The organism is Mesorhizobium sp. P2_B11, from assembly GCF_056404855.1.
Genome location: NZ_JBFUDF010000016.1, coordinates 1 through 24,983, shown reverse-complemented (window position 1 = coordinate 24,983; position 24,983 = coordinate 1). Strand labels below are relative to the sequence as shown.

General features: G+C 64.2%; 26 protein-coding genes and 2 pseudogenes. 14 read left to right on the top strand and 14 right to left on the bottom strand.

Going from position 1 to position 24,983, the window contains the following annotated elements; all coding sequences use genetic code 11:
* Window positions 1-17: 17 nt before the first annotated feature.
* Window positions 18-479, bottom strand: a complete 462-nt coding sequence (locus tag AC1DYJ_RS31235; protein WP_477426377.1) for a putative glycolipid-binding domain-containing protein — start codon at window positions 477-479, stop codon at window positions 18-20.
* A gap of 366 nt (window positions 480-845) precedes the next feature.
* Here AC1DYJ_RS31235 and ubiG point away from each other — a divergent pair, with 366 nt between their 5' ends.
* A complete protein-coding gene (gene ubiG / locus AC1DYJ_RS31230) occupies window positions 846-1,595 on the top strand; it encodes a bifunctional 2-polyprenyl-6-hydroxyphenol methylase/3-demethylubiquinol 3-O-methyltransferase UbiG (protein ID WP_477283364.1) in 750 nt (249 codons plus the stop codon).
* A gap of 20 nt (window positions 1,596-1,615) precedes the next feature.
* A complete protein-coding gene (locus AC1DYJ_RS31225) occupies window positions 1,616-1,957 on the top strand; it encodes an MmcQ/YjbR family DNA-binding protein (protein ID WP_477283365.1) in 342 nt (113 codons plus the stop codon).
* 4 nt (window positions 1,958-1,961) lie between these two features.
* On the opposite strand, the gene AC1DYJ_RS31220 is transcribed toward AC1DYJ_RS31225, so the two are convergent.
* A complete protein-coding gene (locus tag AC1DYJ_RS31220; protein WP_477283367.1) occupies window positions 1,962-2,852 on the bottom strand; it encodes a DMT family transporter in 891 nt (296 codons plus the stop codon).
* A 117-nt stretch (window positions 2,853-2,969) separates the two neighbouring features.
* Here AC1DYJ_RS31220 and AC1DYJ_RS31215 point away from each other — a divergent pair, with 117 nt between their 5' ends.
* Window positions 2,970-3,455 carry a MarR family winged helix-turn-helix transcriptional regulator gene (locus AC1DYJ_RS31215; protein WP_477283369.1) on the top strand — a complete coding sequence of 162 codons (486 nt, stop codon included), beginning with the start codon at window positions 2,970-2,972 and terminating at the stop codon, window positions 3,453-3,455.
* Between the two features lie 4 nt (window positions 3,456-3,459).
* Here the strand turns inward: AC1DYJ_RS31215 and AC1DYJ_RS31210 are convergent, their stop codons facing one another.
* The 4 genes from AC1DYJ_RS31210 to AC1DYJ_RS31195 form a co-directional block, all read right to left on the bottom strand.
* Window positions 3,460-3,885, bottom strand: coding sequence for a DUF1178 family protein (locus AC1DYJ_RS31210; protein WP_477283371.1), 426 nt, complete (start codon window positions 3,883-3,885; stop codon window positions 3,460-3,462).
* Window positions 3,882-4,748: a carbon-nitrogen hydrolase family protein gene (locus AC1DYJ_RS31205; RefSeq protein ID WP_477283372.1), complete on the bottom strand. Its 867-nt coding sequence runs from the start codon at window positions 4,746-4,748 to the stop codon at window positions 3,882-3,884. Before AC1DYJ_RS31205 ends, AC1DYJ_RS31210 begins: the two co-directional genes overlap by 4 nt.
* An 84-nt stretch (window positions 4,749-4,832) precedes the next feature.
* Window positions 4,833-5,114, bottom strand: a complete 282-nt coding sequence (gene grxC / locus AC1DYJ_RS31200) for a glutaredoxin 3 (RefSeq protein ID WP_477283374.1) — start codon at window positions 5,112-5,114, stop codon at window positions 4,833-4,835.
* Window positions 5,115-5,142: 28 nt separating this feature from the next.
* Window positions 5,143-5,943 (bottom strand): ComF family protein, encoded by an 801-nt coding sequence (locus tag AC1DYJ_RS31195; RefSeq protein ID WP_477426369.1) that lies wholly within the window; start codon window positions 5,941-5,943, stop codon window positions 5,143-5,145.
* A gap of 55 nt (window positions 5,944-5,998) precedes the next feature.
* Here AC1DYJ_RS31195 and AC1DYJ_RS31190 point away from each other — a divergent pair, with 55 nt between their 5' ends.
* A complete protein-coding gene (locus AC1DYJ_RS31190) occupies window positions 5,999-6,871 on the top strand; it encodes a class I SAM-dependent methyltransferase (RefSeq protein ID WP_477283378.1) in 873 nt (290 codons plus the stop codon).
* A 12-nt stretch (window positions 6,872-6,883) separates the two neighbouring features.
* On the opposite strand, the gene AC1DYJ_RS31185 is transcribed toward AC1DYJ_RS31190, so the two are convergent.
* From AC1DYJ_RS31185 to argJ, 5 genes are all read right to left on the bottom strand, one after another.
* Entirely contained in the window at window positions 6,884-7,066 is a 183-nt protein-coding gene (locus AC1DYJ_RS31185; RefSeq protein WP_477283380.1) for a Flp family type IVb pilin, read from the bottom strand.
* Window positions 7,067-7,193: 127 nt separating this feature from the next.
* Window positions 7,194-7,508 carry a hypothetical protein gene (locus tag AC1DYJ_RS31180; protein ID WP_477283382.1) on the bottom strand — a complete coding sequence of 105 codons (315 nt, stop codon included), beginning with the start codon at window positions 7,506-7,508 and terminating at the stop codon, window positions 7,194-7,196.
* A 117-nt stretch (window positions 7,509-7,625) separates the two neighbouring features.
* On the bottom strand, window positions 7,626-8,045 hold the full coding sequence (gene mutT / locus AC1DYJ_RS31175) for an 8-oxo-dGTP diphosphatase MutT (protein WP_477283384.1): 420 nt from the start codon (window positions 8,043-8,045) through the stop codon (window positions 7,626-7,628).
* Window positions 8,042-8,791, bottom strand: coding sequence for a GNAT family N-acetyltransferase (locus AC1DYJ_RS31170; protein ID WP_477283941.1), 750 nt, complete (start codon window positions 8,789-8,791; stop codon window positions 8,042-8,044). Before AC1DYJ_RS31170 ends, mutT begins: the two co-directional genes overlap by 4 nt.
* Window positions 8,792-8,820: 29 nt before the next feature.
* The gene (argJ, locus tag AC1DYJ_RS31165) at window positions 8,821-10,062 is read right to left on the bottom strand and encodes a bifunctional glutamate N-acetyltransferase/amino-acid acetyltransferase ArgJ (RefSeq protein WP_477283386.1); all 1,242 of its coding nucleotides are present in this window, start codon (window positions 10,060-10,062) and stop codon (window positions 8,821-8,823) included.
* 168 nt (window positions 10,063-10,230) lie between these two features.
* Between argJ and AC1DYJ_RS31160 the strand changes: the two genes are divergently transcribed.
* The 3 genes from AC1DYJ_RS31160 to AC1DYJ_RS31150 all read left to right on the top strand — a co-directional run bounded on the left by AC1DYJ_RS31160 (window position 10,231) and on the right by AC1DYJ_RS31150 (window position 13,126).
* Window positions 10,231-11,457 carry a caspase family protein gene (locus tag AC1DYJ_RS31160; RefSeq protein ID WP_477283388.1) on the top strand — a complete coding sequence of 409 codons (1,227 nt, stop codon included), beginning with the start codon at window positions 10,231-10,233 and terminating at the stop codon, window positions 11,455-11,457.
* 113 nt (window positions 11,458-11,570) lie between these two features.
* A complete protein-coding gene (locus AC1DYJ_RS31155; RefSeq protein ID WP_477283943.1) occupies window positions 11,571-12,155 on the top strand; it encodes a TetR/AcrR family transcriptional regulator in 585 nt (194 codons plus the stop codon).
* Between the two features lie 26 nt (window positions 12,156-12,181).
* Window positions 12,182-13,126 carry a glycosyltransferase gene (locus AC1DYJ_RS31150; protein WP_477283390.1) on the top strand — a complete coding sequence of 315 codons (945 nt, stop codon included), beginning with the start codon at window positions 12,182-12,184 and terminating at the stop codon, window positions 13,124-13,126.
* A gap of 74 nt (window positions 13,127-13,200) precedes the next feature.
* Here AC1DYJ_RS31150 and AC1DYJ_RS31145 read toward each other — a convergent pair whose 3' ends face one another.
* Window positions 13,201-14,124 (bottom strand): peptidylprolyl isomerase, encoded by a 924-nt coding sequence (locus AC1DYJ_RS31145; protein WP_477283392.1) that lies wholly within the window; start codon window positions 14,122-14,124, stop codon window positions 13,201-13,203.
* Window positions 14,125-14,366: 242 nt separating this feature from the next.
* Between AC1DYJ_RS31145 and secA the strand changes: the two genes are divergently transcribed.
* Window positions 14,367-17,099 carry a preprotein translocase subunit SecA gene (gene secA, locus AC1DYJ_RS31140; RefSeq protein WP_477426367.1) on the top strand — a complete coding sequence of 911 codons (2,733 nt, stop codon included), beginning with the start codon at window positions 14,367-14,369 and terminating at the stop codon, window positions 17,097-17,099.
* Between the two features lie 99 nt (window positions 17,100-17,198).
* On the opposite strand, the gene AC1DYJ_RS31135 is transcribed toward secA, so the two are convergent.
* Window positions 17,199-19,787: a helix-turn-helix transcriptional regulator gene (locus AC1DYJ_RS31135; protein WP_477426365.1), complete on the bottom strand. Its 2,589-nt coding sequence runs from the start codon at window positions 19,785-19,787 to the stop codon at window positions 17,199-17,201.
* Between the two features lie 240 nt (window positions 19,788-20,027).
* Here AC1DYJ_RS31135 and AC1DYJ_RS31130 point away from each other — a divergent pair, with 240 nt between their 5' ends.
* The 3 genes from AC1DYJ_RS31130 (at window position 20,028) to AC1DYJ_RS31120 (ending at window position 21,253) form a co-directional block, all read left to right on the top strand.
* Window positions 20,028-20,300: a DUF4242 domain-containing protein gene (locus AC1DYJ_RS31130; RefSeq protein WP_142866399.1), complete on the top strand. Its 273-nt coding sequence runs from the start codon at window positions 20,028-20,030 to the stop codon at window positions 20,298-20,300.
* Entirely contained in the window at window positions 20,278-20,583 is a 306-nt protein-coding gene (locus tag AC1DYJ_RS31125) for a hypothetical protein (protein WP_477283398.1), read from the top strand. Before AC1DYJ_RS31130 ends, AC1DYJ_RS31125 begins: the two co-directional genes overlap by 23 nt.
* Window positions 20,584-20,749: 166 nt before the next feature.
* Window positions 20,750-21,253, top strand: coding sequence for a hypothetical protein (locus tag AC1DYJ_RS31120; RefSeq protein ID WP_477283400.1), 504 nt, complete (start codon window positions 20,750-20,752; stop codon window positions 21,251-21,253).
* 336 nt (window positions 21,254-21,589) lie between these two features.
* Here AC1DYJ_RS31120 and AC1DYJ_RS31115 read toward each other — a convergent pair.
* A pseudogene (locus tag AC1DYJ_RS31115) lies at window positions 21,590-21,835 on the bottom strand (restriction endonuclease); the annotation flags it as partial.
* Between the two features lie 143 nt (window positions 21,836-21,978).
* Between AC1DYJ_RS31115 and AC1DYJ_RS31110 the strand changes: the two are divergent.
* From AC1DYJ_RS31110 to AC1DYJ_RS31100, 3 genes and pseudogenes are all read left to right on the top strand, one after another.
* Complete coding sequence (locus AC1DYJ_RS31110) at window positions 21,979-23,382, top strand: lipopolysaccharide biosynthesis protein (protein WP_477283402.1); 1,404 nt, start codon at window positions 21,979-21,981, stop codon at window positions 23,380-23,382.
* Entirely contained in the window at window positions 23,382-24,662 is a 1,281-nt protein-coding gene (locus AC1DYJ_RS31105; RefSeq protein WP_477283403.1) for a GNAT family N-acetyltransferase, read from the top strand. The genes AC1DYJ_RS31110 and AC1DYJ_RS31105 overlap by 1 nt, the downstream gene beginning before the upstream one ends.
* Window positions 24,663-24,769: 107 nt before the next feature.
* Window positions 24,770-24,983 (top strand): annotated as a pseudogene (locus AC1DYJ_RS31100) (hypothetical protein); the annotation flags it as partial.

Below are 24,983 nucleotides of genomic sequence, written 5' to 3'. Positions count from 1 at the left end.
CGGCGGCTCAGCCGCCGTCAGGCCGAAGCAGCCGTGCTTGTCCACAGGCCGGGGTAGCTGACGACGAAGCCCGCCGCTGAAACCACGAGGATATCGTTGTAACCAAACATCGGCGCGGCATAGGCGTAGCGGCCTTCATCGAGCCGCTGGTAGCTCTGTTCAAGGCGCGTCAGCTTGAGCTCGGGGAAGGTCAGATAGGCGGCCGGCGCCGGTGTTGCCTGGCCGACGCCGAGGTCGAACCGGCGGATCGCCAGCAGGTTCGATGCCGGCGTGAAACCGAGATCGACGTCGACCAGGCCGGCGACGTCCCGCTGGACTTCACCGTTCAGCGTCCACTGGCCGGCGGCATCCCGTTCGATGACAAAGTGCAGTTCGCGCAGGCCGAGAAAGCCATCCACCCGGGCTGCCCTTGTGTGCCAGCCGGCATCGCAGACCACCTCATAGGCAAGGCAGCATGGCTTGTCATCCTGGACGAAAATGGCCTGCCCCTTTGAGGCTGTAGCCGTCCTCGGCCTGCGAAAGCAGGCAGGAATCGTGGCCCTCTACATCCAGCCGACACCAAAGAATCGATGCTGGCGCTAATGTCATGGATCCACTCCATCGAATTCGATTTCAAAAACGATGCTCCTCTTTCGCCCGCCAGGCCAACCGTGTTTCATCGCGGCGTTTGGCAGCTGACATGCCCCTGACAGGGTGTGCCGCCATGTCAGCAAGGAAAATTGTTGCCTTGACATTCGCGGCCTCACACCCGACTTCCTAACGCTCCCAAGCAATTCCAGGAAAAGTGGGAACCGGTTTTCCGTCCGAAATTGCGCCCGAATAAAGAGCTCTAGGAGACCCGCCCCATGCCAGAGCCCCGTCGATCGACGATCGATGCCGGAGAAGTCGAACGCTTCTCAGCCCTTGCCGCCGAATGGTGGAACCCGAACGGCAAATTCCGCCCGCTGCACAAGTTCAACCCGGTCCGGCTGGCCTATATCAGGGACCAGGTGGCGGCGCGTTTCGGCCGTGATCCGCGCGCGGCGCGGCCCTTCGAAGGCCTGCGCTTCCTCGACATTGGCTGCGGCGGCGGGCTGTTGTGCGAGCCGATGGCCAGGCTGGGCGCCGAAGTGGTCGGCGCCGACGCGTCGGCAACCAACATCGAGGTGGCCAAGCTGCACGCGGCCGAAGGCGGCGTCACGGTCGACTACCGCGCGACGACCGCGGAAGACCTTGCCGATTCCGGCGAGAAATTCGATGTCATCCTCAACATGGAAGTGGTCGAGCATGTCGCCGACATCGACCTGTTCATCGGCAAGTGCGCAGAGATGGTGAAGCCCGGCGGCATCATGTTCGTGGCCACCATCAACCGAACGCTGAAAGCGCTCGGTCTGGCCATCATCGGCGCTGAATATGTGCTGCGCTGGCTGCCGCGCGGCACCCACCAGTTCGGCAAGCTGGTGCGGCCGGAAGAGCTGGAAAAGGCGCTGGGCAGCGCCGCCATGACCGTCATCGACCGCACCGGCGTCATCTACCATCCGCTCGCCGACCGCTGGCAGCGCTCCAAGGACATGGACGTCAACTACATGGTGCTGGCCGAGAAGGGGTCGGTCTGAACGAAGGAGCGTTGGCGGCCGTGGACATAGCGAAGGCCCGAAAGCTCGCGCTCGATCTTCCCGAAACGGTCGAGAAATCGCATTTCGGCAAGGCTGACTTCCGCGTCCGCAACCGCATCTTCGTGTCGCTGCCCGAAGCCGACCGTGCCGTCGTCAAGCTCGACCGCGACCAGCAAGAGATGATGGCGGCGGCCGAACCGTCGGTTTTCAGGCCGGTGCCCGGCGGTTGGGGCCAAAAGGGCTGGACGTCGATCATGCTCGAAGCCTGCGACGAACAGACGTTTCGCAGCGCAATTCGAACGGCCTGGCGAAATGTCGCCCCGCCCACCTTGCGCAAACGCTTCGACGCGAACGAGATCTAACCCGCTACGCCTTCTGGCTTTGTGCCTTGGTGGTGATGATCACGCCGATGGTGATGATGACCGCACCGGCCCAGGTCAGCAACTGATAGTGCTCGCCGAGGAAGATCGTGCCGGCAAACAGCCCGACGGCCGCCGCCACATAGCCGATCTGGCTGAGATAGACCGGTCCGCCGACCGCCTGCAGCCGGAAGAAGAAAGCAAACATCGCCGAAGCTGACGCAACCTGCGCGACGACGACCAGCGGCACGCTGGCGAGCGGGGCGAAGGCGCCGACGCCGAACAGTGCCAGAATTCCGATCAGCAGCAGCGTTGCCGAGGCCAGATGGCTGCCGACCGCAAGCTCGATCGGGCCGGTGCCTTCAGGCCAGTCGACGGTGCGATAGATGTTGCCTGCAGCAAGGCTGACCGGGATCATGAGCCCGACCAGAACCCAGAAGACATCAGCCGGCTGGCCGGCCTCGCCTCGAGTCACCGCCACCATGACCGCGCCGATGAAGCCAACGGCGATGCCGATGATGCCGAGCATGTTGGGCCGCCGGACGCCGAGCAGGATGGAAAACACCAGCGTGACGACAGGCGACAGCGTGAACATGATGCCGGTGTAGCCGGCGCCGAGATGCGGGATAGCCGAAAACATCAACAAATTGGGCGCGGCATAGGATACGGCGGCCGTGATGAAGAAATAGCGCAGCCGGTGCGGGGTGAGCCGCACGCGCTGGCCGCTGACAAGCAAAGCACACAGCAGCACGGTGCCGGCGCCGAACGATATGACGAAGGCCCAGACCATGGCCGGAACGCCGGCAGCCGTCGCCAGCTTGCCGAAAGGCAGGGTCAGGCCGAGCAGGCCGCCGGTGACGACCAGCAGGCCGAGCGCCGATTCCCAGAGCAATTTCATCGGATAGTCCCGTCCACTCACTTGCGAAATTGGCACTTGCGGCGCTGCGCCGGTCTTGTATCTTGAGGTAGCATAGCACAAAGATTCTTAACGTAAAGATATTTAATGGTAAGACAAATGGATCGCGCGGCAAAGGCGGTCGAGCAATGGAAACGCGAACGGCCGGATCTGGACGTCTCGCCAATGCTGGTGCTTGGACGGCTGAATGAAGCCTCGTCGCTGGTCGCCCGCGACCGCCTCGCCCCGCTATTTGCCCGTTTCGGATTGCAGGCCGGCGAATTCGACGTGCTGGCAACGCTGCGGCGTTCCGGCCAGCCTTATGCGCTGACACCAACCGCTCTCTACGAGGCGACGATGGTGACGTCGGGCGCCATGACCAACCGGCTCGACCGGCTGGAAAAGGTAGGATTGATCCTGCGCGGCCCCCACCCCAACGACCGACGCGGCATCGTCGTTCAACTCACCGAAAAGGGCCTGGCGTTGATCGACGAGGCCCTGACCGCCCACGTCGCCAACGAGCACGAAATCCTCGCCGGCCTCAGCGGCGATGAACGTCAGACGCTTGCCCGGTTGCTTGGCAAATTGATCGAAGCCGTGAGCTGATCGCTCAGTTCCGCTCGTCGGGAAAACTCGGGATCGGCATGAACTCGACGCCGTCCTCGGCCAGGCTCTTGGCCTCGTCCAGCGTCGCTTCGCCATAGATGCCGCGCGCATCGGTTTCACCGAAATGGATCTTGCGCGCCTCCTCGGCGAATTTGTCGCCGACATAGTCGGCATTCTCACGCACCTTCTCGGCCATCGCCTTCAGCTGCGCCAAAGCCTGCTTCTGCGCTTCGCCCATGGCCAGCGCGATCGTTTCCTGCTTGCGGGCGGTGGAGACCGCCGGCGCCATCAGCGCCTTTTGCACCTTGTGCGAACCGCAGCTCGGGCAATCGACGAAGCCGCGCTTTTTCTGCGTGTCGAAATCGTCATTGCTGCGAAACCAGCCCTCGAACTCGTGCTCATGCTCGCAGATCAGGGCAAAGCGGATCACGAAGCTGCGCCCCTCAGCCGCGGCACTTCTGCCGTGCCGGCATTGACGGCAAAATCGCGCGCGTTCTTGAGGTTGGGGATTTTTTTGCGCGCAGCCGAAGATTGTGCGGTGTCAATCTCGGCAACGATCACGCCAGGCTCGGCATGCGCCGCCTCAGCGATGATGCGGCCCCATGGATCGACGATCAGCGAATGGCCATAGGTCTCGCGGCCGTCCTCGTGCACACCACCTTGCGCCGCGGCGACGACATAGGCGCCGTTCTCGATGGCGCGGGCCCTCAGCAGAACATGCCAGTGGGCTTCGCCGGTCTGGCGGGTGAAGGCGGCGGGCACGGAAAGCAGATCGGCGCCGGCCTGCGCCTCGGCGCGGAACAGCTGCGGAAAACGCAGATCGTAACAGACGGCGAAGCCAAGTCTGGCGCCATCTATCTCGGTAACGACGGCCTCGGTGCCCGGCTCATAGGCAGCGGATTCGCGCCAGCTCTCGCCATTGTCGAGATCGACATCGAACATGTGGATCTTGTCGTAGGTGGCAAGCGTGGCGCCGTCCGGTCCAAACAGCAGCGCGCGGTTGGCGAGCTTGCCGTCGGCACGCAGGATGGCGGTCGAGCCGATATGCAGGAAGACGCCGAGTTCGCTGGCAAGCTTGCGCGCGGTCGAAACGATAATGTCCTTGTCTTCCGACGTGAAGGAGGCCGCCCTGGCTTCCTTGTCGCGGATCAGCGCGCCGGTCATTTCCGGGGTCTGGATGTAGGTGGCACCAAGGCTTGCCGCCTCGCGCACCAGCCGTTCCAGATCGACCGCGTTGCGTTCGGGGCTCTCGCCCGAACGCATCTGGATCGCCGCCGCCTTGAAAACACCCATTGTCATGTCCCTTTTGAGCAATTCCAGGAAAAGTGTGTCGCGGTTTTCCGTCCGGAATTGCGTAAAACAAAAAACGGAGCGGTTCTACGAACCGGTCCGTGCCGTCGAGCCGTTGGCAAGCAGCCTGTCCAGCTGCCCCCGCGCCTCCAGTTCGTGGAGTTCGTCGGAACCGCCGACATGTGTGTCGCCGATGAAAATCTGCGGAAAGGTGGTTCGCCCGTGCGCCCGCGAAATCATTTCCTGGCGCAATTCCGGCGAGAAGGAAGCATCATGCTCGGTGTAGGCAACACCCTTGCGATCGAGCAGCCGCTTGGCCGCCGCGCAATAGCCGCACATCATGCGGGTGTAGATCGTCACATCGAGCATCAGCCTGCAATCCTGTCTTTCCCCGATCTTATATAGTCGCGGACTCGTCGGCCCGAAAGTCCCCCGGCAGGACACGCGCGAAGGTCAGCACGTCGACCCCTGCGGCGCCGCCCTTTTTCAATGCCTTGGCGACCGAGCGCACGGTGGCGCCGGTGGTGTAGACATCGTCGACCAGAAGCACGCGGCGGCCGGCGATCTCGATTTCCGCTTCCGTGGGCACACGAAAGGCGGCGCGCACATTGTCCTCGCGCTCCTGCCGCTCCAGCCCGACCTGCTGGCGCGTGAGTTTGACGCGCCGGATCGCCGAGGGAGAGAAACGCAACCCACTGAGCTGCGAAACAGCCCTTGCCAGTTCCGCCGACTGGTTGAACTGGCGCCTGAAAAAGCGCCGCCAGTGCAGCGGCACCGGCACGACGACGTCGGCGTCCGCGATCAGTTCGGCGCCGGCGCGCAGCATCCAGCGCGCCATCCATGGCGCCAGATCGGTGCGGTCCTGGTATTTCAGCCCTTGCACCATCTGGCGGGCGACGCCCGAATAGGCCACGGCCGCCCGCGCCCGCTCGAAAGGCGGCGGATCGGCGATCGCTTCGGCCGACAGGAACCMCTCGCCCATGTCGTGGGTGAATGGCGTGCCCATCACCGCGCACCACGGCCGCTCCAGCAACCTGAGCTTGGGCCAACAGGCGCCGCACAAAACGCCCGGCTGCGAGACATGCCTGCGGCAGCCGGCGCAGACCGGCGGGAACAGCATCCGTGCCGGCCAGTCCAACACCGCCCGTTTCAACATGGTTTGAGCGAGGCTCTTGATCTCCATCACCGGATCGGCCACGTGGTTTGTCGTCCGCGCCACCATATCACAAGGCGGACAAACAGGGATGTTTGCCTTGCAGCCCATCATCGATACAGAGCTCTGGCTGACACACAAGCGCCGGGCATTGGGCCATCCCGTGGCCGGCGCCGATTTTCTGATGCGGCGGGCAGCGGAAGACCTCGCTGACCGGCTCGGCGCGGTCGAGCGCAAATTCGGCAAGGCCGCCGTGCTGTTTTGCCAGACGCCGGCCGCAACGGATGTGGTTGCTGCGAGCGGCAAGGCAGCGGAGATCGTGCGCGTCGAGGCGGACCCAATGTTTCTGGACAGCCGGCCAGGGCTGCTGGCACCGCTGGAGACCGTGCCGTTTCCGCCGGAAAGCCTGGACCTCGCCGTCTCGCTGCTGTCGTTGCAGGCAATGAACGACATTCCCGGCATGCTGGTGCAGATCCGCCGGGCGCTCAGGCCCGACGGGCTTTTCCTTGGCGCCTTCGCCGGCGTCGGCACACTTTCAGAACTGCGCGAAAGCCTGCTCGCCGCCGAGACCGAGCTTTATGGCGGCGCCAGCCCGCGTGTCATCCCCTTCACCGATGTCCGCGACGCCGGCGCACTTCTGCAGCGCGCCGGCCTTGCGCTGCCGGTGGCCGACGTCGAAACGCTGACCGTCCGCTACGACACTCTGTTCGATCTCGCTGCCGATCTCAGGGCGATGGGCGAAACCAGCGCGCTGACCGATCGCAGCCGACGGCCGGGTGCGCGGAAGCTGTTTGGCCGTGCCGCCGAAATCTATGCCGAACGCTTTTCGGACGCCGACGGTCGGATCAGGGCAAGTTTCTCTGTTGTCTGGATGTCGGGCTGGGCACCCGATGCCTCGCAGCAAAAGCCCTTGAAACCGGGCTCGGCGAAGGTCTCGCTGAAAACGATACTGGAAAATCCCGACGGGCGGTGACGGCGCTCCGGATCAGTGCTCGGCGAAGGCGTTGGCAAGCTTGCTGTTGGTGTCGCTGAACAGAAACTGGATCGCATTGCCGACTTTGCCGATGCCGCCGACGATGGCAAGCGACAGCACGGCGACAATCAGGCCATATTCAATGGCCGTAGCGCCTGTTTCGTCTTCCAAGAATCGCTGCAACAATGTCTTCATGATCGTTGATCCCTCTTGTCACGACCATACCGCCGACCTGTTAAGAAAGGTTAACGGCATAAGCTTAACAGGCGATGAAACGGGGCCTGCGTTAAGGAAATCAATAAGCTTTTGTTGACCTTCTTCGTCAGCAGTCACCGCTGCGCCGGCCATCGGCGCGGATGACGCAGACCGAGTTGGGTGAGGGCTGCAGCACGCTTCTGCGCAGCGTATAGGTGGCGCGCGAGCCGATCGAACCGGTGCTCATCGTGTCCAGCCCGTTTGCAACAGCATCGCGGCTGGACGATCGCGTCTGTTTGTCGAGGACGGGAACCGCAATCAGGGCCAGCGCCACCGCGGCCGAGCCGAACAGCAGCGTGATGCGCAATACGCTCATGCCGGCATTGGCGGCGCGAAAGCTGCGATCCGGCCGGATCGAATCCCACTCCCTGTCGAGGCTCATGCAATCGCTCCCCAGCGAAATCGATAGGCGGCCAGACACCGCTTCGTGACAATTTTTCACGATGAGATAAATCTTCCATTAACGCTGGCTAAATCAGGCCGGCGAAACGGCTTCTGCTCACAACAGGTCTATGAGGAACTGGATCAGCGGCGCATCGGCCGGCGGCATCGGATAGTCGCGCATCTGCTTTGGCCGCACCCATTTCAACGCCTGCCCCTCTTTCGGCTGTGCGATGCCGCGAAAGCGGCGGCAGACGAAGAGCGGCATCAAGAGATGGAAATCATCGTAGGAATGGCTGGCGAAGGTGAGCGGCGCCAGGCAGGGTATGTCGGTCTCGATGCCGATCTCTTCCTGCAGCTCGCGGATCAGGCACTGTTCCGGCGTCTCGCCGGGCTCGACCTTGCCACCCGGAAACTCCCACAGGCCGGCAAGCTGCTTGCCCTCGGGCCGCTGCGCCAGAAGCACGCGGCCATCGGTATCGACCAGCGCGCAGGCGGCGACCAGCAGCAGGCGTTTACCTTTGGCAATCTCGCTCATGCGCCTGGCGGCCGGCGATAGTGGTAGCGATAGACTTCCTCGAAGCCGAGCGAGCGATAGAGCGCCAGCGCCGGCACATTGCCGGCCTCGACCTGCAGCCAGGCTTCCCGCGCCCCGCGCAGCCTGGCCCACTTCAGCGCCGACAGGATCAGGTTGCGTCCATGGCCCTTATTGCGCGCCGATTTGTCGGTGGCGATCTCGAACAGGCCGGCAAGATCGCCGTCATGGACGCAGATCAACACAGCCAGCGGGTCGGCCGCTTCCTCGAACGCAAACAGCCCGACCTCGGGTTGAATCGCGCCGATGATTTCCGAAAGGCCCGGCCGCAGCGATGGATCCGAGCCGCTGACCTTGAGCGACGCACCGAGAAAGCGGCTGATGTCCTTCAGCGGAATCTGGTCCATGGCCGGCGCCAGCTGCGCATCCGCCAGCGGCAGCCGCATCACCAGCGATTCGTCGAATGTGCTCCAGCCCTCATTGTCGAGATGCCTGGCCAGGTCCGGCCCCGACAGCGGCGAGATGCGGAAGGTGAGCGGCCTGCCATAGGCGTCGAAGCGCCGGCTGGCGCGGCCGATGCGCTCGGCTATGTGCTGGGTATCGCCGGGATCGAGCGGGTTGACCGAGTTCAGCCGCTTGGCCGGATGGCCGGCCGTCAGCCGCACCACCCAGGTGCCGTCATAGTGGACGGCCGCCGCCGGCCAGGCGCGAAAACCCGCCGCCTCGTAGCGGCGCACGATGGCGAGCATGCTTGCCGGATGCCTGGAAGCCAATTCCATCAGCTCCGGTAATCGCCATTGATGGCGACATATTCCTTGGTGAGGTCGCAGGTCCACACCGTCGCCTTGCCGCGGCCGATGCCGATATCGGCGCGGATGCGGATGTCGTCGCGCTTCATATAGGCCGAGGTCGCTTCCTCGGAATAGTTGGGGTCGCGCTCGCCTTCATGCGCCAGCCGGTTGTCGCCGAACCAGATCGACAGAAGGTCGCGATCGGCCGGTTCGCCGGCCTTGCCGACGGCCATGACGACGCGGCCCCAATTGGCGTCCTCGCCGGCAACCGCTGTCTTGACCAGCGGCGAATTGGCGATCGACAGCGCAATGCGCTTGGCCGAGCGCGCCGATTTCGCGCCGGTGACGGTGACTTCGACCTGCTTGCGGGCGCCCTCGCCGTCGCGCACCACTTGCAGCGCCAGCGATTTCAGCACCTTGCCAAGTGCGCGGCGGAAGGCGCCGAGGCGCGCATCCTTGGGATCGCTGATGGTGGGCGCGCCGCGCTTGGCCGCAGCGCCGGTGGCGAACAACAGCAGCGTGTCGCTGGTCGAAGTGTCGCTGTCGACGGTGACCGCATTGAAGGTCTTGGCGGTGCCGCGCGACAACAAATCTTGCAGCACCGGGGCGGCGATCGGCGCGTCGGTGGCGATGAAGGACAGCATCGTCGCCATGTCGGGCGCGATCATGCCTGCGCCCTTGGAAATGCCGTTGATGATGACGTCGGCGTCGCCGAGCTTGACCGTCGCGGTCGCCACTTTCGGATAGGTGTCGGTGGTCATGATGGCCTTGGCCGCTTCGGTCCACAGGTCCGGCTTGCCGTCCTTGACCAGTCCGGAGAGCAAATGGCTGAATTTGGTGGTGTCGAGCGGCTCGCCGATCACCCCGGTGGAGGCGAGGAACACTTCGCCAGGCGTGCAGCCCGCGGCCTTGGCCGCCGCCTCGCCGGTCAGCTGGGTAGAGGCGCGGCCCTTCTTGCCGGTGAAGGCGTTGGCGTTGCCGGAGTTGACGACCAGCACCCGCGCCTTGCCGGAACCAAGGTTCTGCCGGCAGAAATCGACCGGCGCCGAGGGGCATTTCGATTTCGTGAACACGCCGGCGACAGCGGTGCCGGCGTCGAAGACCATGGCCAAAAGGTCGGTGCGGTTCTTGTATTTGATCCCGGCCTCGGCGGTGGCGATGCGCACGCCCTCAATGGCAGGCATTTTGGGATATTTCTTCGGCGCGAGCGGCGAAATCGTTGCGGACATTGGGGACCTCGGGCGACGGAAAAACGCTGGGGAAGGCCGGTTTGCCCGATACCACGGCCCGGCGCAAGGGCGTTTTCTTGGCCGCCGGTGCCGGCAAGCCAGCTTGGATTAAGCTTGCATTTCAAATCCGTTGGCGTCACCGGGGCCTCTGGCGTTATGATATCGGCCATGGGCAGGCTGGTGATCTTGGCGATGGCGCTTATGGGGCTTTTGGTCCTGAGCGCCGATGCGCAGCCGGAACGGCGCGTGGCGCTGGTGATCGGCAACGGCACCTATGCCGAAGCCGGCACGCTCGCCAATCCGGTCAACGACGCCCTCGACATTGCCGGCAAGCTGCGCTCGATCGGCTTCGACGTTATCGAAGGCAACGATCTCGGCAAGCGCGAGCTCGAGCGCAAGATCGGCGAGTTTTCCGATGCGCTGCAAGGTGCGGGCGTCGGGCTGTTCTATTATGCCGGCCACGGCCTGCAGGTCGAAGGGCGCAACTACATCGTGCCGGTCGACGCGCGGCTCGACATGCCGGTCAAGCTGCAGCTCGAAGCCGTGCCCATCGACGAAGTCCTCGACATCATGGAACAGCAGACCAAGGTCAGCCTGGTGTTTCTCGATGCCTGCCGCAACAATCCCTTTGCCCGTAGTCTCAGCCGCACCGCCACCACGCGCTCGGCGACGGCGCTTGCCGGCCTGGCGCAGTTCGATTCGACGCGCGGCTCCTTCATCGCCTTCTCAACCGCGCCGGGCGCTGTCGCCATGGACGGAACCGGGCGCAATTCACCGTTTGCCGCCGCCCTGCTGCGGCACATGGCCGAACCTGGCCAGAGCATCAACGACATGATGATCGCGGTGCGCCGCGACGTGGTTTCCGAAACCCGCGAGGGACAGCGCCCCTGGGAACAGGGTTCGCTGCTCGAGCGGTTTGAGTTCGTGCCTGGCGGCGAAACGGTTGCGCAGAAGCCCCCGGTCGCTCCGGCACCCGAGACAAAGGTCGCGGCACTCGAACGCTCCGTCGGCGACGACAAGACCGCCATCGAGAAATTCCTGCGTGACGACTATCTGGCGCCCGATGCCGCGGCGATCGGCGAGACCGTCAAGCGGCTCTATGCCCCTTCCGCCACCATCTTCGGCACGCGCTACGACAGCGACGCCGTCGTCAAGCTCAAGACCGACTGGTTCGCGCAATTTGCATCCTGGTCGTTCAGCCTCGAGCCCGGCAGCCTCGGCGTGACGCCACAGGGCGAGGACCGCGCCGAAGCCGTGTTCGCGATGAGCTATGATTACCAGCCGAAGGACAAATCGTTGGCGCGTATGACCGGCAAGGCCAAGGTCACGCTCGGCCTTGTCAAAAGCGACGGCCAATGGCGGATCGCCTCCGAAACCTCGCAAGCGATGAACTGAATTTCCTCGAAGGGCGAATGTGGGCCTGCTTCCACAACTCGCTGGAAACGGGCCGTTTCGTTTGACTGCCGGCTCACCTATATTGCCGGCGAAAGCAGTTGGCGAGGACATCAATGGGCGAGGATCCGGCGCGCAGATCGATCGGGGCGCGGCGCAATCCCGACAGCGCCGAGGCCATTCTCGAAGCCGCGGAGGCCGTGCTGGTGGAGGCTGGCTATGCCGGCTTCTCCATCGAAGCCGTGGCGCGGCGCGCACGCGCCGGAAAGCCCACGATCTATCGCTGGTGGCCGAGCAAGGCGGCCTTGCTGCTGGAGGTCTACAAGCGGCAAAAGCGCGTCGCCGTCCCCGATACCGGCAATCTCGAAGACGATCTCGTCGGTTTCCTTCAAAACCTCTTCTCGCACTGGCGCGACACATCCTCGGGCAGCGTGTTCCGGTCGCTGGTGGCCGAAGCGCAGTCCGATGAAGCGGCGGCCGTGGCCCTGACCGGCTATGCCGATGGACGTCGGTCCCACACCGCCCGGATCATCGAGCGCGCCAAGGTACGAGGCGAGGTTGCGGCCGATGTCGATGCGGCGCTGGTCGCCGACCTCGTGGCTTCCTACGCCTGGAAACACCTTTTGACCAACCGTCTCGACGAAGACGAGGTGACAATCCGCGCCACCGTCCGCTATGTGACGTCAGGCATCTCTCGCTGATCGCCGACAACCGCCGGGGGGGCAACTTGACCGAAAACGCCGTACCGGTTCTGCCCGTCAGCCTGATCATCGTTTCCGACTATCTGACACCCGATGGCGATGACGAACTGCGCCGGGCAGTGCGCGCCTATGCGCGTGATGCGCGCGGCGTGCCTAGCGAAATCATCATCATGCTGCCGCATGGCCACGCATCGGCAATCGAGGCCGCACCATCTGGAAAACCGGCCTTTTCCTGCCCTTCGGTGATCGTCGCGACGCATGACAGCGACGAGTCCTCGCAACTGAAAGACGCGGCACTCGCCTATTGCCGCCATGACCTCGTCGCCGTGGTCGAGGCCGATTGCCTGACGCGGCCCGGATGGCTGGCGATCCTTTACGAAGCTGTCGTGAAAAATCCTGAGATCGATGCGATTTCCGGCCGCACCACCTACGACAAGGACACCATGATGATGCGGGTGATGTCGCTGCTCGACCGCGGCTTCATCGAACGCCGCAACCGCAGCGGCCAGATCATCCATGTCAGCAACAATGGCGCGCTGTACCGGCGACCGGTTCTCGAACGCTATCGCTTCGAAGCCGATCATGGGCCTTTCGTCTCCTCGCATCTGCGGCAGCACGCAATGCTGAGGGATGGCGTGACCATGGAAGTAGCCACCGAGGCGGTCTCGATCCACGCCTATGAGGGGCTGGGTTTCATCTGGGACGTCAGGCGCAACAAGGGCTACCAGTTCGCGCGCATGGATTTGCTGACGAAAGGGCGGCGCTCGAGGCTTGGCCTCGCCTGGCGGGCGGTGAAAACGTCCTTCAAGGAAAACCGCCAGACGGCACAGGCCGTCGGCACGGCGTTTTGCCGCTGGACGGACTGGCCGCTGTTCTGGGCGATGATGCTTCTGCTGCGCATTCCCGAATTCAGCGGCGCCCTTGCTGCCGGCGATCCGGCGGCGTTCAAGGCGTCCACCCACTATCGCTGACTTTCCGCCGGAAGACTCGAAACAAAAAAAAGGGCGCCAAACGGCGCCCTTTTGCATGCTTTTCGAGGCTGGCCTTACTTGCCGGCTTCCATCGTGTCGACGGCCTTCTTCAAATTGGCGTCGGGAATTTCGACCTTGGCGGCGGCGCGCAGCTGCTTGACCAGCGCGAAATACTTGTCGCGGATCACCGCCTGCTTGGCCTGGTCCTTGACGTCGTCGAACGCCGGCGGCTGCTTGACGCGCTTGTCCTCGAGCTTGATGACATGCCAGCCGAACTGCGATTGCACCGGCTCCTTGGTGTATTTGCCGACGTCGAGCGCGAATGCCGCCTTGTCGAATTCCGGCACCATCTGGCCCGGGCCGAACCAGCCGAGATCGCCGCCATTGGTCTTGCCCGAGGGATCGCTGGTGTGCTCGTTGGCGAGCTTCTGGAAATCGGCGCCGCCGTCGAGCTGCTTGATGATTGCCTCGGCCTCTTCCTTCGTCTTCACGAGGATGTGACGGGCATGAACCTCATTGACAGGCGGCGTGCTGGCGATTTCCTGGTCGTAGCGGGCGCGCACCTCGGCGTCGGTAACCTTGTCGACGACGCCCTTCTCGACCATTTCGCCATGCAGCGCGCGCTGCTGCAGGAACGCCATGCGGCGCTGGAATTCGGGATCCTTGTCGAGCCCGGTGGCGACCGCCTGGGCGGCCATGACGCGGATCTCGATGGCCGCCGAAAGGGCGGCGGCGCGGCGCTGCTCGGGCGGCAACTGCGCGAACTGCTGCGACAGCTCACCCTCGGCAAGCCCAAGGTCCGCCTCGGTCAGCTTCTCGCCATTGACGGTTGCAATCACCGCATTGGGATCGACGGGCGCGGCTGCCGGCGCGGCTGCAGCAGCATCGGCCGCGGCGGGAGCGGCTTCCTGGGCCATGACAGGAGACAGCGACAGAGCCGACAGGCCGAGGGCCAGGCCAAGGCTGGCGAGCGACGCACGGCGAAACAGTAAGGACATCAAGATTAACTCCAAGGGGGATTGGTCGGGCTTGCAGATCAGCCGGATTGTGGCGGAATTTGGCGCTGCCCATAGGGCTAACGCGGCGTTGACATCAGTTGAGCCCCCTCTTATCTGTCCAACGACTTTGCGTCCAGAACCGTTTTCCGGGCGCTTTTTGCGTTTGTCTGCGTTTCACGCGGAATTGATGGGGCCGGCCGGTGCCCATCTTAGATTGAGAATTCTATCGAAAGGACCATTGGATGGTCAGTCTCGGCGGTCTCGCCCGTAAGGTTTTCGGCTCCTCCAACGATCGCCGCGTCAAGGCGACCCGGCCGCGTGTCGAGGCGATCAACGCCATGGAAAACGAGATGCGGGCGCTGTCCGATGCCGAGCTGCAGGCTCGCACGGAGAAATTCCGCCAGGACATCGCCAACGGCGCCACTCTCGATGACCTGCTGATACCGGCCTTCGCCACCGCCCGCGAGGCGGCGCGCCGCGTGCTCGGCATGCGCCCGTTCGATGTGCAGCTGATCGGCGGCATGGTGCTGCACAATGGCGGCATCGCTGAAATGCGCACCGGCGAAGGCAAGACCCTGGTCGCCACCCTGCCTGTCTATCTCAACGCGCTGGCCGGCAAGGGCGTCCACGTCGTCACCGTCAACGACTATCTCGCCACGCGCGACTCCGAATGGATGGGCCGCGTCTACAAATTCCTCGGCCTTTCGGTCGGCGTCATCGTCCACGGTCTCTCCGACGAGGAGCGCCGCGTCGCCTACGCCGCCGACGTCACCTATGCCACCAACAACGAGCTCGGCTTCGACTATCTGCGCGACAACATGAAGTATGAACGCGCCCAGATGGTGCAGCGCGGCCACAACTACGCSATCGTCGACGAAGTCGAYTCCATCCTGRTCGACGARGCGCGCACGCCGCTGATCATTTCCGGTCCGCYCGAAGACCGTTCGGAAATGTACAACACCATCGACGCCTTCATGCTGCAGCTCGGCCCGGCCGACTACGAGATCGACGAGAAGCAGAAGACCTCGATCTTCACCGAGGAAGGCACCGAGAAGCTGGAGAACCTGCTGCGCGCGGCCGGCCTGCTCAAGGGCGAGTCGCTCTACGACGTCGAGAACGTCGCGATCGTTCACCATGTCAACAACGCGCTGAAGGCGCACCAGCTGTTCCAGAAGGACAAGGACTACATCGTCCGCAATGGCGAGATCGTCATCATCGACGAGTTCACCGGCCGCATGATGCCGGGACGCCGCTATTCGGAAGGCCTGCACCAGGCGCTCGAAGCCAAGGAGCATGTGGCGATCCAGCCGGAAAACCAGACGCTGGCCTCCGTCACCTTCCAGAACTATTTCCGCCTCTACAAGAAGCTGTCCGGCATGACCGGCACGGCGCTGACCGAGGCCGAGGAGTTCGGCAACATTTACGGCCTCGAAGTCACCGAGATCCCGACCAATCTGCCGGTCATCCGCAAGGATGAGGACGACGAGGTCTACCGGACGGTCGAGGAGAAGTACAAGGCGATCGTCAAGGAGATCAAGGAAGCGCGCGCCAAGGGCCAGCCAACGCTGGTCGGCACCACATCCATTGAAAAATCCGAGCAGCTGGCCGAGCGCCTGCGCAAGGAAGGGTTCAAGGATTTCGAGGTGCTGAACGCCCGCCATCACGAGCGTGAGGCGGCCATCGTCGCCCAGGCCGGCAAGCCCGGCGCCATCACCATCGCCACCAACATGGCGGGACGCGGCACCGACATCAAGCTTGGCGGCAATGCCGAGATGCGCATCGAGGACGAACTGGGCGACATGCCTGCCGGCCCCGAGCGCGAGGCGCGCGAAAAGGAAATCAACGCCGATGTCGAGCGCCTGAAGGACAAGGCGCTGGCCGCCGGCGGCCTCTACGTGCTTGCCACCGAGCGCCATGAATCGCGCCGCATCGACAACCAGCTTAGAGGTCGTTCAGGAAGACAAGGCGACCCCGGCCGTTCGAAATTCTTCCTGTCGCTGCAGGACGACCTGATGCGCATCTTCGGGTCCGAGCGCATGGACGGCATGCTGCAGAAGCTCGGCCTCAAGGAAGACGAGGCGATCATCCATCCGTGGATCAACAAGGCGCTGGAAAAGGCGCAGAAGAAGGTCGAGGCGCGCAACTTCGACATCCGCAAGAACCTGTTGAAATATGACGACGTCTCGAACGACCAGCGCAAGGTGGTGTTCGAGCAGCGCATCGAATTGATGGACGGCGAAGGCCTGTCCGAGACGATCGCCGAGATGCGCGAAGGCGTCATTGAGGAGATCGTCACCAAGAACATCCCCGAAAATGCCTATGCCGAGCAGTGGAACGTCGCCGGCCTCAAGTCCGAGGTCGCCGAATTCCTCAATCTCGACCTGCCGGTCGAGGACTGGGTCAAGGAAGAAGGCATTGCCGAGGACGACATCCGCGAGCGCCTGACCGAGGCCGCCGACTCCGCCGCCAAGGAGCGCGCCGAGCGTTTCGGCCCCGACGTGATGAGCTATGTCGAACGTTCGGTGGTGCTGCAGACGCTCGACCATCTGTGGCGCGAGCACATCGTCAACCTCGACCATCTGCGTTCGGTCGTCGGCTTCCGCGGCTACGCCCAGCGCGATCCGCTGCAGGAATACAAGGGCGAGGCCTTCGAGCTGTTCCAGGCGCTGCTCGGCAATCTGCGCCAGGCCGTCACCGCGCAGCTGATGCGCGTCGAACTGGTCCGCCAGGCGGCCGAAGCCCCGCCACCCGAGGCGCCCGACATGTTCGGCAGCCACATTGACGGCACCACCGGCGAGGACGATTTTGGCGGCGGCGAGACCGCGCTTCTGGTCCGCCAGGAGAGCAATGCCATCGTCGCTCCCGAAGACCGCGACCCGAACAACCAGGCGACCTGGGGCAAGGTCGGCCGCAACGAAGCCTGCCCCTGCGGCTCCGGCAAGAAATACAAGCACTGCCACGGCGCGTTTGCCTGACACACCTTCCCTTCTCCCCGTTTCACGGGGAGAAGGTGGCCCGCAGGGCCGGATGAGGGGCAGCGCCACCGGTCGCTAATCTAGCTGGCTAAACAACCCTCACAACAACCCAGAATCCCTCGCCGCCGCCGTCGCCYGACCGCGCGACACCGCATCCAGCTTGCCCAGCACCGCCGAGACATGGTGATCGACCGTTTTCGGCGAAATCGTCAACTGCTCGGCGATCCGCTTGTTGGAGAGACCGCGTTCGATCAGCTGCAGCACCTGCATCTGGCGCAAGGTGAGGCCGGCGAGGTTGGCGCGCGTCGAGCGGCGTGGGCCGCGGGCAATGCCGCCAATGCCGTTCTTGCGCATGATTTCGCGCAGCCGCTGGGCGGCCGGCTTTGCCCCCAGACCATCGAATATCTCCAGTGCCAGCCGCTGCCCCTCATCGTCGCCAAGGGTGAGCGCCAGAGCGCGTTCGTAGGGCGCATTCAATTCGACCCACAATGCCGAAGCCGAACGCCAGTCGCCGGTCAAAAGCAGCCGGTATGGCGTTGCCATATCGGCAGTATCGCCGGCAGGCATGTCGGGAGCGAGCAATGTTCGCCATAGCGCCAGTTCGCCGACATGGGCGCGCGAGCGCACCGGCGTTTCGGCGCGGGCGATCAGCGCCAGTGCCTCTTGCCTGTCGCCCAGCCCCAGCCATGCCTGCTCCGCCATCAGCGCTGCGTAGGAACTCACCATCTGCAGGTCCGCACCACTTCCGACGAACCGCGCCATCTCGGCAAACAGCGGCTCGGCCGACGGATCGCCGCGCCTCAGGCGCAGTTTCGCCAGCGCCAGCAGCGCCGGGAGCCGGCCCGCCGTGGTTGTCCGCTCGTTGTCGATGACGTCGGTTGCTGTCGCGGCGGCCTCGTCCCATTGGCCTTGGCGCAGCTGTACATCGGCCAGCATGCCCCTGAGATAGTCGCGCCAGGTGCCGAGGTCGTTTTCGGTGCAATAGTGGATGCCGCTTTCAAGCACCGGCCGCGCCGCGTCGTAGCTCATCTGGGTGATCTCGAAACAGGCGCGATTGGTGAAGGYGCGCGCGGCGTGCTCCTGGAAATTGCCCTGCAGCGCAATTTCAAGGCTTTGGTCGAGGCGCAGGCGGCCGGCAGCTGGATCCAGCCACTGCTCGACGCAGCCGACATTGTTGAGGGCATGCGAGGCGATGTCGGGGCGGTTCATGCGCTCGGCCAGCGCAGCTGCCTTCTCGCCATAGAACAGCGTGTCCTCCACCCTTTCCGACAGCATCGCCAGATGGGAAAGGTTCGAATAGGCCATCGCAAGTTCCGGACCGGCGGGGGCGGCTTCCAGCATTGCCACCGCTTCGGCGCCGAAGGCGACAGCGGCATCGCGGTCATCGCTCATTTCGCTCAGCCTGGAAAGCCATCTCAGGCTGTCGCCTTCCTTCAGCCTGTTGCCGTCGGCCTGATGCAACCGGCGTGCCTCTCCCTGCGACACGAGCGCGTCGGCGATCTTGCCAATGAGGTGGCATTCGAAGGCATGTCTTTCATAGAGTTCCGCGCGTTCCACGACCGGCAGGCTGTCGGCCTGCTGCAAGGCGATCTCGTAGTAGCCGGCCGCATCGCGATGGGCGCCGACGCGCGATGCCTCGCGCGCGGCGATCGGCGCCAGTTCGCGCACCGCGTCCAGATTGTGCGCCTCGACCGCATGATGCACCAGGCGGCCCGTGGAGACGTCGCCATTTTCGAGCAGCGCCGCCAGGGCACGCTGGTTGAACTGCCGCCTGTGCGATGTCGTCAGCATCATTTCGACGGCCCGGCGGGCGATGTCGTGGCGGAACGCGTAGCCGTCGCCGAGATCGTCGAGCAGGCCGTTGGCGACGCATTCGGCAAGCTGGCCGGCGCTGGCGACGCCGCACAGGCCCTGCAAAGCCCAGGCGTCGGCCCGGCGCGGAAACACCGAGACCGCGTCAAGCATTGCGCGGGCCCCGGGCGACAGCCGCTCGGCACGCGCCAGCACCGCGTCGCGCACGCTTGCCGGCAACGCCGTTTCGTTTTCAGCGCACAACAACTCGGTGACGAAGAAGGCATTGCCGGCGGTCGCCCGGTAGATGGCGTCGCCATCGCGGCCGGCCGCATCGGCCAGCGACAGCACGGCCGCCTCGCTGAGCAGCGGCACGTCGATGCGCGCCACGCTGCCGGCCGGGATTTCGCCCAGCGCGCGGCGAACCCGGACCTGGGCTTCGCTGCGATCGTCGCGCGCGGTCACCAGGAGCAGAATCTGGGTGTTGGCGATACGCCGGCCGAGGAAGCGCACGAAATCGAGCGTCGCATCGTCGGCCCAATGCAGGTCTTCGATCACCAGCAGGCTCGGTCCCTTTGCCGCGAAGGCGTCGAGCGCGTCGGAAAACAGCGGCAATCTCTGCCCATGCCGGGCGTCGATGGCGCGCGGCAGCGCCCATTGCGCCTCGCGGGCCAGATCGTAGAGGGGGCCCAGCGGATCGGGGATCGACAGGTCCTCGCAGGCGCTGCGCAACGTCGCCGCGCTCTGCCCGACACGGGCCGCGAACGCCTCGACAAGCGCCGTCTTGCCGGCGCCAGCCTCCCCCGCCAGCACCGCGACGCGGCCATGGCCGCCTATTGCATCGCCAAGCAAGGTCTCCAGCTGCTGCAGCTGCATCTGCCGTTCCAGAAGCATCATCGTCGTCTCGTATGATCGGAGTTTTCCCACCATGGCGGGCCGCTCACGATAGCCCGTGAAGAAAGCGCAGCAATGTGACTTTGCACACATTACCGTGCCCCTTTCCACAAAGAACGACGCCAATATAGGGAATCGTCCCGCCAAATATGGGGAATCGTTCCGATGCGCGGGCCGGGCCGGCATGGTCAACGTCCAGCCGCGCTCCGATCGAGCGTGAATCAATGGAAAAGGAAGCCTTCCATGCCTCGCTATCTGATTGAACGCACATTTCCGGACGGCCTCAACATACCGATGACCGACATCGGCGCCACAGCGGTGGGCGGCGTCGTCATGCGCAATGCCGAAAAGGGCGTCACCTGGATCCAGTCCTTCGTCACGCCCGACAAGAAGCGCAGCTTCTGCATTTACGAAGCGCCCTCGCCCGAAGCGATCCGCAGCACCGCCCAGAAAAACTCGCTGCCGGTCGACAAGATCACGGAGGTGCGGGTTCTTGACCCATACTTTTACCTCTGACCGTCCGCTTGGCTGGTACAACGATGGCCATCAAACCTCCCTTGGCGGCATTCGTGAACTGCCTGACGGGATGCCGGGCAGTGAAACCGCGCCTGTCGTGGGAGAGGCTGGACGGCCAGCCTCCCTGCTCCGCCGTCTATGGCGGTTCGCGAAGAAGCTGCCTGCGTATCTGTCTGAAAGGCGGCGCCTGCCCCCGGAAGGCGACTATCTGAGGCGCGACATCGGGCTCTCGGAACGGGAAGTGCCGCAGGAATATTGGCAGTACTACTTTTGGGATCGTTGATTTTGCACGCGGCGGCCGGAAGCTCGGCAACCGGCGCCGCACAACCCATTACATGAACCGGGACGGACAAACTCGGTCCCCAAATCCTTGAACCAACGCTGCCGGCGTTTTGGCAGGCCCGATCGGCCGCCATCGCCTCAAGCATCAACAAACGAATGGAAAGACCATGACCATAACTCTTTGGACGACACGCTTCGCGGCCTTGGCCGCCATCTCGATCGCGGCCGGTGCCGCCGCCCAGGCACACGACGCCAATCCGTTGGCCGAAAAGGTGCGCGCCGCCAACAGCCGTTTCGAAAATGTGGCGGCTGCCACAGCCGAAGGCTATGCACCGATCCCTTGCGCCAGCGGCATCACCGGAGGCGCCATGGGCATCCACTATGTCAACGGCGCCTATCTCAAGGACGATGCCGTCGACGTCGCCAAGCCCGAGGCGGTGATGTACGAGCCGATGGCCGATGGCAGTCTGAAGCTGATAGCGGTCGAATACATCACCTCGAAAGGTCCGGCCTCGCTCGAAGGCCAGCTGTTCAACTTCAACAGCGCCCCCAACCGCTACGGCCTCGGCCCGTTCTACGAACTGCATGTCTGGGCCTGGAAACAGAACCCGACCGGCGCCTTCGGCGACATGAACCCGAACGTGTCGTGCGACGCAATGAAGGGGATGTAACGCTCCTCATGTAGCACCTCGGGCACCGGATACACCCCGGTATCAGAGCCTGTTCCATCCCGATGGTATCGGGATGGGGCTCTATCTCTCTGTTTGAGCATGATCTTCTCCGAAAACCGTTTCCACTTTTCGGGATCATGCTCCAGCCTTCCCCCTTGGCGGGGGGAGGGGCGAGCGCAACGCCGACCGGCTCCCCAGTCTTCCCCGGCGTGCGCTCGCCTTTTTTTAAGCCTTCTCCCCGTTTCACGGGGAGAAGGTGCCCGAAGGGCGGATGAGGGGCAGCGCTGCCGTTGGCGAATGGCCAGCAAGCCAGAGAGAGATCGTGCGAGCTTGATGTCAAAAACCTGCGAAAGTACCTTCGTCGACGGTCACTTCCTCGACCATCTTCACTCGCACACCGATCTTCTGCTCCTTGAGCAGGTCCCACAGTCCGTCGCCATCGATCAGGTCGATGGCCGGAGCTCCGTCGCGCACCGCCTCACGCCGGGCATCCGCGGTAAATGTTCCAGTGGTGATAACGAGGCCCTTATCGGCTCGGCCAACCATCGCACCACGAAAATCACGCACGACGCCTGCCCCGACTGAATGCGCCGCCCCTCATCCGCCTGCCGGCACCTTCTCCCCGTATAGTGACGGGGAGAAGGAAGTCCCTGCCCACCCTTTCTTAAGGTGTTTCGGATACACCGAAAACCTTGGGAACAGGCGGAAAACGGAGAGACATCGGGGTGCGCTTTTCCGCGGCGACGACGGCCGGGCGGTTCTTGCCGCAGCGCTTGGCGCTGCGCATGGGGCCGCTGCTTGGGCGCATCGATGCGGTGCTGCTCACCGCCGACGAGCGCGGCGAAGCCGGGCGCATGTCGCTTATCGCCTTTGCCATCCGCATCGTCAGCGCCGTCATCGCCTTCATCAGCCAGGTGCTTATGGCGCGCTGGATGGGCTCGTTCGAATACGGCATCTTCGTCCTCGTGTGGGTGACGATGGTCATCGTCGGCAACCTCGCCTGCCTCGGCTTCCACACCTCGGTCATCCGCTTCATCCCCGAATACCGCGAACGCAACATGCTGGACGAGCTGCGCGGCATCGTGGTCGCCAGCCGCCTGTTCGTGCTGATTGCCTCAACCGCAATCGCAGGCCTTGGCGCACTGGGGGTGTGGCTGAGCGCGGACTGGATCGAGAGCTACTACGTCATCCCTTTCATCCTCGGCCTGTTTTGCCTGCCGATGATTGCCATGGGCGACCTGCTGCAAGGCCAGTCGCGGGCCAATTCCTGGGCACTGTTTGCGCTCTCGCCGACCTATCTGGTGCGGCCGGTGCTGATCCTGGCGCTGATGGCGCTGATGCTGGCGATGGGCTATGCGCCCGACGCCAGGACGGCGATCTTCGCCTCGATCGCCGCCACCTACGCCACCACGCTCGGTCAGCTCATCGGCGTCACCTCGCGCATGGGCAAGAACATCCCGACCGGGCCGATGAAGGTGCATTTTGCTGAGTGGTTCATCGTCTCGCTGCCGATCTTCCTGGTCGAAAGCTTCTTCTTCCTGCTCACCAATGCCGATGTGCTGATGGTCGGCGCCTATCTCCAGCCCAACGACGTCGCCGTCTATTTCGCCACCGTCAAGACGCTGGCGCTGGTGCATTTCGTGTACTTCTCAGTCAAGGCCGGCGTTGCCCAGCGTTATGCGCAGTTCACCCACGGCGAGCCGGACAAGCTCGCCGCCTTTGCCCGCGAGACGGTGTCGTGGACGTTCTGGCCCTCGCTGCTGATGGCGCTGCTGGTGCTGGCGCTCGGCAAGCCGATGCTGGTGCTGTTCGGTCCCGAATTCACCGCCGGCTATCCGCTGCTGTTCCTGCTGGTGTTCGGCGTCGTGGCGCGCGCCGCCGTCGGCCCGTGCGAGAGCCTTTTGACGATGAGCGGCAACCAGAACATCTGCGCCGCCGTCTACGCCATGACGCTGGCCTTCAACATCGGCCTCAACATCGTGCTGATCCCGCTCTTCGGCCTGTGGGGGGCCGCGATCGCCACCAGCCTCGCCATGGTCTTCGAGGCGAGCGCTCTGTCCTTCACCGTCTGGCGCAAGCTTGGTATCGTCATGCTGATCTTCGTTCCCGCAGCCAAGAGAGCCGCCTGATGGCCGCCATCCCGTTGATCGAGGAAACCAGTGGCGGTCCCGCCGGCGCCATGGTGTCGGGCCTTGCCGGCCTGGCGCGCGACGCCGATCCGGCGCATCTGGAAATCCTCGCCAACAACCGGCCGCAGCGCAAGCTGGCGATCTATCCTGCTTCGGCCGGTTTCGAGCTGGTCGAAGAGCTCGATTATCTGTGCACCCGCACGATCGAACCCAACGTCTTCTTCAACCCACGCTTCCTGGCGCCGGCCATGCCCCGGCTGGAGGATCGCGAGGTCAAGCTGGCGGTGATCCGCGACGGCGACGAATACCGCAACCGCCTGCGCCTGCTGGTGCCGTTCTCGGTCGAACGGCCGGCCGTGCCGCTCGGCGTTCCGGTGATGCGCACATGGTCGAGCCCGTTCGGCCCGATCGGCACGCCGCTGGTCGACCACGACGACCCGATCGGCGTCGTCGAGGATTTCTTCGGCATGCTGTCGCGGCCGCATCTGAAGCTGCCGAAAGTCTTCGTGCTGCCCGACATGCGGCTCGACGGCCCGTTGGCCAGCGTGCTTGCCACCGTTGCCGAGACGCGTGGCCTGACCATGGTTACCACCGGCAAGGCGGACCGGCCGGTGCTCGAAAGTACGCTCGACGGCGAGGCCTATCTGAAGGCGTCGCTGCGCGCGCATCACCATCGCGAATTCCGCCGCCTGAAGCGCCGCCTGGGCGATCTCGGCAAACTGGAACACATCGTGGCGCGCGGCCCGGACGAAATCCGCCATGCCATCGAAAGTTTTCTGACGCTTGAAGCGTCCGGCTGGAAAGGCCGCGAGCGCACCGCCATGGCCATCGACCGCTTCCGCGCCGCTTTCGCCCGCGAGGCCGTGCACCGGTTGGCCGAGCACGACATGTGTCGCATTCATTCGCTGACGCTGGACGGCCGCACCATCGCCTGCCTGGTGGTCTTCGTCGAGGCCGGCGTCGCCTACACCTGGAAGACCGCCTATGACGAGACGCTGGCGACCTATTCGCCGGGCACGCTGCTGATGATCGAGGTGACCAAGCAGCATCTCGACGATCCCAACATCATGATGACCGATTCCTGCGCCGTGCCCGATCATCCGGTGATGAGCCGGCTGTGGAGCGAGCGCAAGCCGATGGGCTCGCTGGTGATCGGGCTGACGCCGGATGCCGACCGCCTCGCCCGCCAGGCCGCCTCGCAGCTGCACCTCTACCGCGAGACCCGCAACATGGCCCGCCTGCTGCGCAACCGCATGAAGAGTTTGCTGGGACGGCGCTGAGCCGTGTACCCCGCCTGAGCCTTAAGAAAAGCCTCTGGATCGGCGGCAAAACCCAAGCTATGGGTCGCGGCGGCAATTTCGGCCGGCCTTCACGACAAGCCATCCCGATGATCAGAACGTTCTTGCGTCACACCAGTACCCGTGCGGCAGTCCTGCTGCTTGCGCTGCTGCCTGTCCGGGCCTGGGCTGACAGTTGTCCCGAAGATTGCAGCGAGCCCACGCCGCCCGTCAACATCTACCGCCATACCGGCGCCGGCCATCTCGGCCCGGCCACGCTGGGCGCGCTGCCGCGCGTCTATGTGCCGAACCGCTCCTCCAACC